Annotated in this window: 15 protein-coding genes and 1 pseudogene; 6 read left to right on the top strand and 10 right to left on the bottom strand. The window is 51.1% G+C overall.

What is annotated here, in order from left to right; translation table 11 throughout:
- Positions 1–48: 48 nt before the first annotated feature.
- Positions 49–639 carry a DNA endonuclease SmrA gene (gene smrA / locus ACT3TY_RS15935; RefSeq protein WP_172116643.1) on the bottom strand — a complete coding sequence of 197 codons (591 nt, stop codon included), beginning with the start codon at positions 637–639 and terminating at the stop codon, positions 49–51.
- Between the two features lie 133 nt (positions 640–772).
- On the opposite strand from smrA, the gene ACT3TY_RS15930 reads away from it, so the two are divergent.
- The 4 genes from ACT3TY_RS15930 (at position 773) to pdxH (ending at position 3,037) form a co-directional block, all read left to right on the top strand.
- Positions 773–1,246, top strand: coding sequence for a gamma-glutamylcyclotransferase family protein (locus ACT3TY_RS15930; protein ID WP_441679312.1), 474 nt, complete (start codon positions 773–775; stop codon positions 1,244–1,246).
- A gap of 50 nt (positions 1,247–1,296) precedes the next feature.
- Positions 1,297–1,920, top strand: a complete 624-nt coding sequence (gene wrbA / locus ACT3TY_RS15925; protein WP_172116645.1) for an NAD(P)H:quinone oxidoreductase — start codon at positions 1,297–1,299, stop codon at positions 1,918–1,920.
- A complete protein-coding gene (locus tag ACT3TY_RS15920) occupies positions 1,917–2,315 on the top strand; it encodes a DUF2069 domain-containing protein (RefSeq protein ID WP_172116646.1) in 399 nt (132 codons plus the stop codon). The genes wrbA and ACT3TY_RS15920 overlap by 4 nt, the downstream gene beginning before the upstream one ends.
- A gap of 77 nt (positions 2,316–2,392) precedes the next feature.
- Positions 2,393–3,037: a pyridoxamine 5'-phosphate oxidase gene (gene pdxH / locus ACT3TY_RS15915; RefSeq protein ID WP_172116647.1), complete on the top strand. Its 645-nt coding sequence runs from the start codon at positions 2,393–2,395 to the stop codon at positions 3,035–3,037.
- Positions 3,038–3,143: 106 nt separating this feature from the next.
- On the opposite strand, the gene ACT3TY_RS15910 is transcribed toward pdxH, so the two are convergent.
- Positions 3,144–5,891, bottom strand: a complete 2,748-nt coding sequence (locus ACT3TY_RS15910; protein ID WP_172116648.1) for a bifunctional acetate--CoA ligase family protein/GNAT family N-acetyltransferase — start codon at positions 5,889–5,891, stop codon at positions 3,144–3,146.
- 105 nt (positions 5,892–5,996) lie between these two features.
- Here ACT3TY_RS15910 and ACT3TY_RS15905 point away from each other — a divergent pair, with 105 nt between their 5' ends.
- Positions 5,997–6,938: a histone deacetylase family protein gene (locus ACT3TY_RS15905; protein WP_172116649.1), complete on the top strand. Its 942-nt coding sequence runs from the start codon at positions 5,997–5,999 to the stop codon at positions 6,936–6,938.
- An 81-nt stretch (positions 6,939–7,019) separates the two neighbouring features.
- A complete protein-coding gene (locus tag ACT3TY_RS15900) occupies positions 7,020–7,652 on the top strand; it encodes a helix-turn-helix domain-containing protein (RefSeq protein ID WP_172116650.1) in 633 nt (210 codons plus the stop codon).
- A gap of 28 nt (positions 7,653–7,680) precedes the next feature.
- Here the strand turns inward: ACT3TY_RS15900 and ACT3TY_RS15895 are convergent, their stop codons facing one another.
- The 8 genes and pseudogenes from ACT3TY_RS15895 to ACT3TY_RS15860 all read right to left on the bottom strand — a co-directional run.
- A complete protein-coding gene (locus tag ACT3TY_RS15895) occupies positions 7,681–8,031 on the bottom strand; it encodes a TusE/DsrC/DsvC family sulfur relay protein (RefSeq protein ID WP_441679313.1) in 351 nt (116 codons plus the stop codon).
- A gap of 1 nt (position 8,032) precedes the next feature.
- Positions 8,033–8,320 (bottom strand): sulfurtransferase complex subunit TusB, encoded by a 288-nt coding sequence (gene tusB / locus ACT3TY_RS15890; RefSeq protein WP_172116652.1) that lies wholly within the window; start codon positions 8,318–8,320, stop codon positions 8,033–8,035.
- A gap of 13 nt (positions 8,321–8,333) precedes the next feature.
- On the bottom strand, positions 8,334–8,699 hold the full coding sequence (gene tusC, locus ACT3TY_RS15885; RefSeq protein ID WP_172116653.1) for a sulfurtransferase complex subunit TusC: 366 nt from the start codon (positions 8,697–8,699) through the stop codon (positions 8,334–8,336).
- Between the two features lie 11 nt (positions 8,700–8,710).
- A complete protein-coding gene (gene tusD, locus ACT3TY_RS15880; protein ID WP_172116654.1) occupies positions 8,711–9,100 on the bottom strand; it encodes a sulfurtransferase complex subunit TusD in 390 nt (129 codons plus the stop codon).
- An 83-nt stretch (positions 9,101–9,183) separates the two neighbouring features.
- On the bottom strand, positions 9,184–9,864 hold the full coding sequence (locus ACT3TY_RS15875) for a Bax inhibitor-1/YccA family protein (protein WP_172116655.1): 681 nt from the start codon (positions 9,862–9,864) through the stop codon (positions 9,184–9,186).
- Between the two features lie 193 nt (positions 9,865–10,057).
- Positions 10,058–10,213, bottom strand: coding sequence for a hypothetical protein (locus ACT3TY_RS15870; RefSeq protein ID WP_172116656.1), 156 nt, complete (start codon positions 10,211–10,213; stop codon positions 10,058–10,060).
- Positions 10,214–10,337: 124 nt separating this feature from the next.
- A complete protein-coding gene (locus ACT3TY_RS15865) occupies positions 10,338–11,342 on the bottom strand; it encodes an aldo/keto reductase (RefSeq protein ID WP_193056411.1) in 1,005 nt (334 codons plus the stop codon).
- A gap of 141 nt (positions 11,343–11,483) precedes the next feature.
- Positions 11,484–11,777: pseudogene (locus tag ACT3TY_RS15860) on the bottom strand (hemerythrin domain-containing protein); the annotation flags it as partial.

The following is an 11,777-nucleotide window of genomic DNA, read 5'->3' as shown; positions in this document are numbered from 1 at the left end:
TAGCGAAGCACACAGTGAATGCCCCTGCTTTCAGGGGCATTTTTGTTGTTATCCTTTCCTTTTTTGCTGGCGCTCACGGTTATTGGCTTTCGCCCGTTGGCTTTTGCGCAGCATCACCCACGTAGCGCCAAGCCCGCCTTCGGAAGGCTGGGCAGAGACATACGCCTGGACCTCTTCAAACTGGCCAAGCCACTTGGCCAGGTAAGAGCGCAGCACGTTGGCTGGGCTGTCCAGTTCGCGCCCTCTTCCATGCACAATCATGACCGAACGCAGGTCATGCGCATAGGCTTCCTGAATAAACGGAAACAGCATGCGGCGACATTCAGCCAACGGCCGACGCAATAAATGAAGTTGTGCCTGTACGCTATATCCTCCATGCCTTAATTTATCGACAACGCCCTGCTGAATGCCTTCTCGACGGTATTCGATAGGATCAAAAGGGGGCAGTAAATCAACAAAGTCATCGGATAGAAAATTACGTTCACTAAGCTCTTCTTGAGCGCTTTCTCTGCGTGCAAGCTGTGCAGCAGAAGGCTTCCTCCGGTGATTACCTGCGTCGGCCTGATTACTACGTGCCAACGGCGTTACATCACCCACAGAGGCTCGGAAATCCATATCATCACGAAGTGGCTGGTTCATTGCAGGCTCCTCCGATAAGGTCTACCTCTATCCTAGCAAACCATATCGTATTGCTTAAGCAGATTGCTCAACACTTGCTTAAGGGAGAACGGCACGCCAGGCTATCCCACTCACGTTTTTAAAAGGGCAACGGATGGGCTGGGTTAAAAAAACAGTCGCTCTGGCAGGTTTATTACTGCTGTCAGCGGCCACATGGCTATGGCTAACCCTGTTAAGTCCCTGGCTCTATTCCCCGCCTGATGAGGTACAAACGGTAGAGCAACGCACACATCAGCTGTTTGTGTATGGAACGCTACGTTATCCACTGATTCGCTGGTTAGTCGCTGGCAGTTTAGGCAGTCCAGAACCGGCGGTCCTTCCAGGGTATCAGCGTCACGATCTGGACGTCGCTCCCCAGCCAGGTAGCCACGTCGAAGGCCTAAAATTAACCGTGACGCCGGAAGCGTTAAGGCGGCTTGATCGCTATGAACGCTTGGGCGTTCGGTACGAGCGCGTTAAAAAACGGTTAGCCGATGGAAGCGACGTCTGGGTTTACGTCAGGTTACCCGAAACCAGCTACCATCTTTTAAAGCCATCTCCTGCCAAGTACATAGCTCTGATACCATAAGGCATCAGGCAGGGCTTTTATCGGCGTTCTTCCAGGACCAAGGAAAATTTATGAGTAACACCACCCCTTACGTATTGGTTCTTTATTACTCTCGCTCAGGGGCGACGGCCGACATGGCCCGTCAATTGGCTGCAGGTATTGAAAGCATTGCGGGTATTGAAGCGCGTTTACGCACGGTGCCTCCAGTTTCAACAACTTGCGAGGCCGTCGCGCCGGAAATCCCTGAGGAGGGAGCGGTGTATGTTGAACTTGATGATCTGCGTAACTGCAGCGCGCTTGCCTTGGGTAGCCCCACGCGCTTTGGCAATATGGCCGCTCCCTTAAAGTATTTCCTGGATAGCACAAGCAGCTTATGGATGAACGGTGCTTTGGTCGATAAACCAGCTTGTGCATTTACATCGACCTCCAGCCTACACGGCGGCCAAGAAAGTACGCTGCTGACCATGTTAGTGCCCTTGTTGCACCACGGAATGGTCTATGCAGGTATTCCCTATAGTGAAACGGCCCTGTTAAGCACCCAAGGCGGAGGCACGCCTTACGGTGCCAGCCATTTGGCAGGCCCGCGTAGCGACCGTTCGGTGGATGAACATGAACGAGCACTATGCGTGGCACAAGGCAAACGACTGGCTAAACTAGCAGTAGCGCTTAATGTCATGCGCCAGGGGACATCATGAAGCAGTGGCTAACTAGCCTGGAGCAGCGCCACGGCATAAATACGTTAACACTGCGTGCTCGGCAGTGTGTATTGATCAGTTTTACGCTGCTCTTGCTGCTGGTTATTTATCGTGGCTTTACATTGCAAAGCGATACGTTTGATTGGCGGCCTATAGTGGCCTTTATTTTACCGCTGGTGCTTTTTTTACCTTCCATTCTTGGCCAGCGTGCACGTGGCCATGCCTGGCTCGCCTTTGTCAGCCTTCTCTACGTTACACAAGGTGTCATGCTAGCCGCTGTACCCGGGCAAACGGTGCATGGCATTGTGGAAGCGCTCGTATCGCTGGCGCTTTTTGTAGGTTGCATGGGGTACGCACGTTTTCGTAGCCAACAACAGCGCCAAACAGGTAAGTGAACGTTTTGGGCGTTATCTAAAGAGTGACGAACGTTATTAAAATTCAGGGTACTATTAAAACTTAGGGAGTTCCGCTAATGACTCGCAACATAGCCGACATTCGGCGTGATTACGAAGGTGGCAGGCTTGATGAAACCCATGTCACTCAAGGGCCTTTCGTGCTGTTTGATGAGTGGTTTAGCCTGGCCATGGAGAAGGAGGACAAAGACGCCAATGCCATGACGCTTGCAACAGTGGATAGCCAAGGGCGGCCGCATGCACGCGTTGTATTGCTGAAAGGATTTGATGAGCAAGGTATGGTGTTTTACACCAATTATCATAGCCATAAAGGTAGTGAGCTGAGCAATGTGCCGTTTGCGGCAATGACGTTTTGGTGGCCATCACTTGCTCGCCAAGTGCGTATTGAAGGTTCCGTCGAACAGGTTGCGCCGGATGAATCGGATGAGTACTTTGCCAGCCGCCCTCGCGGTAGCCAGTTAGGCGCCTGGATTGCAACGCAAAGCGTTGTCATTCCTGATCGTAACTGGATTGAGGAGCGTCAGAAACGCTTTGAACAGGCCTATGAGGGGCAAGAAATCCCGCGGCCCATCCATTGGGGCGGCTACCGCCTGCAACCTGACATGATTGAATTTTGGCAGGGCCAGCCCAGCCGACTACATGACCGTATACGTTTCGAGCGTCGCGATGGTGGAGAGTGGAGCCAGTTCCGCTTGGCCCCATAACCCTATAAAGATCGCTCATTATTGTTCAGCGCAGGTCTGTTTCGGTGATACGTTAATTAGGCAGGCCTGCTGTAGTGGTGATGTAAAGGTGGTGCACTTGGCCGAGTTAATCGGGCAGGCTTTCCAGGCGAAGGCGTTGCCACTCGCTTTCGGGTTCATTTAAGCGTAGGACAGCATCAATCACCTGTTCTTCCATGTTATAGCGGCACGTGAATCCCAAGTGTTTCATTAACGCCCGCATAGGGTGGTTATCGACCATGATTTTGCCTATCATTTCGAGCGTGCCGATATGCGTGCAGTAATTGACCATCTTCTTCATTAGCAGACTGCCAATCCCAAGCCCTTGTAAATCATCGCGGATGATCACCGAAAACTCGGTGCGTATATTGTCAGGGTCGTTCCACACACGCACAACGCCTAACATCTCTTTACGCCCATCTGCGTGCTGGTGCTCGGCGATAAATGCCATTTGTCGATCATAATTAATATGTGACAAAACCGATAAATCGCGCTGAGTGAGGTTGGACTTATTGTGGAAGTATCGGAAACGAATACTCTCTTCCGATAGCTGACGGTGAAAGGCGGTGATTAAAGGCGCATCTTCGGCCCTGATAGGGCGTACCTCTACCTGCCAGCCGTTTTTCAGTGTTACCCACTCTCGCAACTCTTCCGGGTATGGCATGATGGCAAAGCGCGCAGGCGTGCCTAAATCCATCGCAAAATCCACCGCCAGCATGCCATCACGATTAAGCAGTAACGGGTTGATCTCCAACCCTCGCAGGTCCCCCAAATCAGATGCCATTTGCGAAAGCTTGACTAACAGCTGACATAGCCGCTGAATGTCGCGCTCAGGTTCAGCGGAGTGCTCACGAATTAAAGAGGCTGCGTGCGTCCTGCCGACGACGTCGGCCGCCAGGCTCATGTTCAACGGCGGCAGAGCGACCTGGCGGTCTGCCAAAATATTGACTTTATAACCGCCAATACCAAACACAATCAGCGGGCCGAAAACCGGGTCGCGGGTAATACCGGCACAAATCTGCATGGAGTGCTTACCCCGCTGCATAGGCTGTAAGCAGAACTCGCGAATAGTGTACTGGGGAAATTTCTCATGTACTTTATCACCCAGCTGACGTACCCCTTGCGCCACTTCAGCAGGCGTTTCCAAGTCTTGTAGCAGCCCGGCAGACATTTTATGGGGGTGTTTACGGTATCGGTAAGGCCGACAATTACCTTCATGAACCACTTTCAGAGCCATCGGCCCTTGGATTTTTTGGGCTGCAGATTCGGCCTCTTCAGGGTTGCTCAGATACACACTTGGCGCCGTAGGAATACCATACGCTTTAAGTACCTGGGCTGTTTCTGAATGACTGAGTGTCTTTCTCCCCTGCTCTTTTGCCTGGATGATCAGCGACCGACACTGGGCACGTATTTCCGAGCTGGTTGAAAATGGCAGGCTAGGTGGAATTTCATGCAGCAAGGCTTGAACACGCTGGTAAATTACCATGTGCATGAAAGCCTTAACGGCTTTTTCCGGAGAAATATAGGTCGGTATACCCGCGATATTGCAGAGATGACGGGCATTAAGGGCTTCCTTCAGGCCCATCCAACTGGTCAGCAAGTTACGCCGAAATTTTTTGCGATTATCAATTAGTGCTTGAGCTGTCACCGCTGAAGGTGCCAACCGTGTTGGGGCATGGACCACCAGCACCGCATCGACATTGGCATCGGCGGCCACAATTTCCAGCGCCTCAACAAAACGCGCGGGGGTTGCGTTGCCACCCAAGTCAACCGGGTTTTCGCCGGGCTTACTTATATCGACTTGGCTTTTATGTAGCGCCGCTTGGGTTTCCTCGCTAAACACGGCAAGCTTACCACCTGCACTAACCAGCTTATCAATCGCCAGCATGGCTGGACCCAAGCCATTAGAAACAATGGCTAACCGATCACCGCGTAGCGGCTTCATGCGCGAGAGCGTTTCCAGAGCATCCAATAGCTCATCAGAATCATCGACCCTTACCACCCCCGCGCGTGCAAACGCCGCATCGAAAACGACATCACGGTTAGCAATACCCGGCGTAGGTGCCATCCCCGAAATATCGGATTGCGGCGTACGGCCGCTTTTAATGGCAAGTACCAAGCGGTTACGCGAAGCATCGCGCACAGAGGTCATAAAATGTTGTGCGTCATTCACCCTTTCCAGGTGTAATAAGATGGCCTGAGCGGGTGAAAACTGGTTCACGTAGTCGATTAAATCCGGCAGCAAAACATCGACACTATCCCCCACCGTAATCAAGTGAGAGAACCCCACATCGCGTCCAGCGGCCCAATCAATCATGGCGTTGGCAAGCATGCCCGATTGGCCCAAGTACGCAACACGGCCCGCTTTGACAGGCTGGCTGGCGTAAGAGGCATTCAAACGCTTGCTTGGGACGATGACACCCATGCACTCTGGGCCCAACACTCGAATACCTGAGGCGATGGCGGCTTTTAACATCCGCTCACGAATAGAGCCGGTATTGTCGCTATCGCGGTCCAGGTAGGCGCCTCCGGAAAGCACCAACGCGGCTTTCACACCAAACTCACCCAAGCGTTTAATTAATTTGGGAACGCCTTTAATCGGCGAGCAAACAACCGCCAGGTCCGGCGCTTCGGGCAAGTCCGCTACACTGCTGAAACAAGGCACGCCGAATACCTGGTCATAACCTTTTGGATTGACCGCCCACAGGGTGCCTTTAAAGCCCCCCTCTTGCAGGTTATTCAGCACTAACCCACCCAGCGAGGCCGGTTTTTCAGAGGCGCCAAACACGGCTAGCGTGCGAGGTTCAAAAAAATGATGCAAAAAGCGCGTACTCAAAATTGAGCCTCCCCTGAAGTAAATAACGACGGTGTACGACTTATTGACACTGTCGCGCAAGCCCCAGAGGCGATTAAGGTGGCCTCAATACAATGGAGCGCTTGAATGATCACCTCTTACCTTACCCATCCAGACTGCTCATTGCATCATATGGGACCAGAACATCCTGAAAGTCCACAGCGTCTGGAAGCAATTCGCGCTCGCCTTTCACTTGCCGGTTTATTACAGCAGACCATGCAGTCTGATGCCAAAGAAGCCAGTTTTGAGGCGTTGGCAAAAGTACACCCGCCCCGGCACCTTAATGCTTTAGAGAAATGTGTGCCTACTGAAGACATTGTCGCCCTGGACAGCGAAACACTCATGAATCCGGATAGCTTAAAAGCTGCCCGGGTTGCTGCCGGGGCCACTATAAAAGCAGTCGATCAGGTGTTTAAGGGCCACGCTGATAATGTTTTTTGTGCTGTTAGGCCTCCCGGTCATCATGCCGAAGCAAGCGAGGCGATGGGCTTTTGCTTTTATAACAATATCGCCGTAGGTGCCGCCCATGCACGTGACGTATATGGTGCCAAGCGTATCGCTATCCTCGATTTTGATGTCCACCAGTGTAATGGAACTATCGATATTTTTAAGGGCAGATCAGATGTCCTGATCTGTACAAGCTTTCAGTACCCGTTTTACCCGTGGCGTTATCTGCGTAGTGAGTGGCACAACGTTGTTAATACGCCGCTAGAATCAGGCACTGACAGCACTGAATTTCGACGCCTCATTGAGCATCAGTGGCTACCCGCCCTTCATGCGTTTAAACCGGACCTGGTGATGATATCGGCAGGGTTTGATGCTCATCGCGACGATACGATGGCCGATATCTGCCTGGATGATGAAGACTATTATTGGATAACGCATTTGGCAATGGAGATCGCGGCGCTTTATGCGGATAACCGCGTTGTCTCTGTACTGGAAGGTGGCTACGACCCTAAATCATTAGGAAGAGGTGTGGAGGCGCATATTAGAGCCTTGCTGGGGCTACCTTTTTCAGAAGAAGGTTAAATATTCTGTACTCGCGAATACCCTGGCAGACGCTAACGCTATGTTACTATGGTCCCTATTGCTGTCTCTTATGTGACCATTATGACCGCCACTTCTGAAGAACATGCCGCACTGCGTATTGCCTCCGGCAGCAAACCGTTTGTAGAACCGCTTCTCTTGGGTGCGCGGCTCAAGCAGATTCGCTTGGCTAACCAATGGACGCTGGAAGATGTCAGCCAGCGTACCGGGCTAGCGCGCTCTACCCTTTCAAAGATTGAAAATGATCAAGTCTCGCCTACGTTTAGCGTCGTTCAAAAGCTCACCACTGGGCTTAATATCGATCTACCCCAGCTCTTTACGCCGCCCAAACGTGAACGCTATACCATGGGACGACGCGACTTAACGCGTAAAGACAAAGGGCAGCTACATCCAACGCCTACTTACGAGCATGAATTACTGGGGCACCAGCTGGCTCAAAAGCGCATGATTCCCTTTAAGACCATTGTGCGCGCACGCAACTTTGACGAATACCACCAATGGGTGCGTCATGATGGCGAAGAGTTTTTGATGGTGCTTCATGGCGATATCATGCTGTACAGCGAGTTTTATGCTCCGCTACTGCTTGTTGAAGGCGACAGCATCTATTTTGATAGTGATATGGGGCATGCACTGGTGTCTACCAGTGCTGATGATGCGGTTGTTCTGTCCGTTTGTACCCGAGGCGATTTGGCTTAACATCCAGCCTATCTTCAACTTACCGCTTCTACAGACAGTTGGTTGGTTTAGGCAGCCCGGCAAGTCGCGCTATACGTTTCGCAGGGCTGCCGGGGAAAAGCGACATTAAATACATCGACTTGCCCTTCTCTTCTCCCAGCGCATTCTTCGTGGCTTTTACCAAGGGACGCATAGCCGGCGCCGTTTCATAGCGGTTATAAAAATCACGCATTACACCAATTAATTCCCAATGTGCTTCAGTTAATACGAGCCCTTCATCGTTGGCCAGCATTTCAGCTACAGTTTTTGACCATTTCGACTGCTCTACCAAGTATCCCTCAGGGTCTAATCCAATCTCTTTATTCGAATCAAGATAACGGTATATTTTTGAATCCGACATATTAGTACCACGTAACGATTTGAGGGTGGTGCTCAGTTAACGTAACGAATCCGTTCATATCAACCATAGGTAAGCCATTCGCTGTAACGGCAGCATTTAGGCCCCACGCCGCGACATCTTCGGCTAACAGAAAGATGCGTGACTGATACGCCTGCCAACCTTCCCAGTGCGTTTTCAGCGCCGCTTGTACACCTTCTTCCGTCAGTACTACAACATCCTCTTCACCAATGGCTTGCTGCATCTGTTGCGCAGCATCGCTATTTAGCGCCTTGGTTAAAATATGCAACATACTGAGCATCCCACTAAAAATTAAGTATTTGCGCGTACTGCTGAAGAAATCCAGGCATTGTTTTAGCTTTCAAAAACTGTACATCGTCTCGCAACGTGGATGCGGGCACTCCTAGAGTGGCCAAGGTCTCTTCGGTGGTCCAAAGCTGCTCGACATCGTACATCTCCAGCATATCGATGGTGGGGAGGCTGGCTTTCTGCCCTGGCGCCCCGCTGCCCTGCTCTTTTAATAACGCCATAGCGCCCTGCCCAAGGAACAGCAGGTCTACAGGCTGTCCAAATGCGGCCGCTACCAGCGCTGTATCCAGCCCTTCTCGCAGCAGGTTGGAGCCGTAAGGAGCATGACGAATGATAACCAGCAAGCTGTTTGACTCAGCCATTAGCTCTCCTGTTAGGCAAACGTAATAAAACGATCACAGCGCTGCTGTAAGGTTAACAACTGCCCTAGCCCGGTTAACTCAAAGGGCGCATCTATATTAAACGATGCTTTACCATGACGCAGCGCTTCCGCTTCACTTGCCAAGCCACGCCTTAGTGCCGCCGCTATGCATACGTCCAGGGGAACGTTATGCGCGCGGTGTAATTCGACCCAGGCATCGTGCAGGTTAAGTTCATCCTGGGGCGGGGCCATGAGTGAAGACGCGTTGTGCACCCCTTCATGATAAAAGAATACGCCTGACAAGTGGTGCCCCTGTGCCAACAGCGTACGAGCAAACCTTAAAGCAGAGTGTGGTGCGGGGCTGGTATACGGCGCACCCATCACCAATAAACCATACTCCATTATCGTCTCTCGAATCGGATAGCCAAAAAAAGACAGACCCTACAAGTAGGGTCTGTCCGGTTACCAGCTGACAACGCTATCGGTTAGTCGTTGCTCATGATACCTAAAATTGAAAGCAGGCTGATAAACAGATTGTAGATAGAAACATACAGCGTAACGGTTGCCAGAATATAGTTCGTTTCACCAGCGCGATGAATGATCTCACTGGTTTGATACAGGATGGCCGCTGAGGCGAACAGAACAAAGCCTGCTGATACCATCAGTGACAGGGCAGGAATGTTGAAGATCAAGCCAGCAACCATCGCAAGCACTAGCACAATAGCGCCAGCCAGCAGGAAGTTGCTTAAGAAGCTGAAATCCTTCTTGGTCGTTAACGCAACCGCTGAAAGGCCAAAGAAGGTAAGGCCCGTCATTGCCAGCGCATTCATAATCAGCGCGCCACCGTTAGGGAGCGTTAAATAGGCTGAAATGATGGGTCCCAGTGTGAATCCCATAAAACCGGTAAAAGCGAAGGTGGCCAGCAAACCAGCCGCAGAATTTGCCGTTTTATGTACCAAGAACATCAAGCCGTAGGCCCCAATAAAGAACACAAAGATGTTCATTTGTTGGATACCCATAGCCACTGATGCGCCAGCGGCCACTGCTGAGAAAAGCAGCGTCATTGCCAATAATGCGTAGGTATTGCGCAGTACCTTATTGGTGCTCACGCTGTTGGCAACACCACTGGATCGTGTTTGTGCCGTGTTTAGATCGTTATAAGCCATCTACGTATGCTCCCCAAATAATAGTGCTAACAATAGACCAGCATGCCGTTACCAAGTTCCAGACGCAAGTCCTTATCGCTTCGTTCATGTAAAGTACTCAACTTTTTTCTAACGAAAGAATTGACGGATTTGAATAGCAGCATCTTGCAGAAAAAACCACGACTGACGATATTGTCATCGCCAGTCGTGGTTTTTAACGCTCTATTTCTTCATCTTTTTTCGGCGGAGTCACCGCGCTGCTGGCGGTTTGGCGAATATCCTGCGAGGCATATAACCGGGCATCAACCACATGCAGCACTGCAAGTTGTACGAAAAGCACTGCAAAACAGATGATTAAAGCTTTGATCATGGCGGCTTTCCTGAACCAGGCTGGCGATAGCCAACCTTTTGCTGAATGCTAGCTTAAAGCAGGCTGAAAGCAATAGCGGCATTCGATAAAAACCTGCCATGAATAATAGCGCCCTATCCCTTGTCTACTGAGTAAACTCTTCCGTATCAATGTCCGCTTGCTGCGCTGGACTATACCGTTCACCGGCTACCTGATCAGGTGTCATCATTGAGTTGAGGTCACTGAGATAGTTTTTATCGAGCACCCAACTATCGGCTGCCAGGTTTTCACGCATATGAGCGATTGAGCAAGTCCCAGGAATGGGCACTATATGGCTACCTTGTGCTTTTACCCAGGCCAGTGCCAATTGGGCGGTAGTCACGTCAAGCGCTTGGGCTAGCGCCTGAAAGCGTGAAAGCACCGCTAGATTTTTAGGCAGATTGTCAGCGTTAAAACGTGGCATGTTAGCCCGCATATCACCCTCACCAAACACTGTATCGACCTGAATCGCACCTGCCAAAAACCCACGACCCAAGGGGCTAAATGCAACCATCGCCACATCAAGTGTTTGGCAGGCTTTGATGAGCGCAATTTCGGGGTTGCGTGTCCAGAGGGAATACTCTGACTGCACTGCTGCTATGGGATACTCCTTATGCGCTTTGGAAAGCGTTTTCGCTGAAACCTCCGACAGCCCCACACCGCCTATCTTGCCTTCATCGACCAACTTACCCAGTTCGCCGACACTCTCCTCGACGGGTACGCCGGGATCAAGCCGGTGCAGGTAATAGATATCGATATGATCAGTCTTTAAACGTGTCAGGCTTGCCTCACACTGTTGGCGTAGTATGTCTGGTCGACCATTGATAACCCGCTTTCCCGTCTCAGCATCAATCGCCATACCGCATTTACTGGCCAACAACAGCGCTTGGCGCTTGTCTTTTAAGGCATTGCCCAGCAAGCGCTCATTCGCCGTGGCCCCATACAGTGTCGCGGTGTCAAAGTGCCGATACCCCATTTCAAACGCTTCATGCAATGCTCGCAGGGCGTCTTTTTCAGACATCTGCTGACCATAACCATGAGACAAGTTCATACAACCAAGGCCAACAGCAGGCGAAGACACTTCTTTAAGACGCTGGAAAAACATCGACATAGGCATTCCCTGAAAGAAAATTTCTGCAGTACCGTTATGCCGTATAATAGTTAACAACTCAACGAACGAAAGCCCCACGGCATACCATGGGGCTTTCGGCAACGAACCATAAATTTCAGACGGCAGGTTTTAAAAAGCCTATTAACCGGTATGACGGCCTTGAAGCTTATCCAGTAGCCGATCAACCATGCCGACGCCCGGCCCGACGCTCTTATGAAATAGCTCAGAATGAGGTGCGCTAGGGTGCGGCCGTGTCGGTGATAGCTTTTTGGCAGCGTCGACTTTATTCCCCAAGTCGATAAGTTCATCAACGGGTATATGATTACGTAGTTTGGGAAATTGGTCGGACTCTTCATCATCAATGTGATGGCGAAGCTGCTTTTCCATCTCTTTAGTCAACGGGATAAACGAGGGGGCTGAGGCGTCGACATCCTC

The organism is Halomonas sp. AOP22-C1-8, assembly GCF_052378905.1.
Taxonomy (GTDB): domain Bacteria; phylum Pseudomonadota; class Gammaproteobacteria; order Pseudomonadales; family Halomonadaceae; genus Vreelandella; species Vreelandella citrativorans.
The sequence above is the reverse complement of the archived record's forward strand: the minus strand, read 5'-3'. Positions and strand labels throughout refer to the sequence as shown.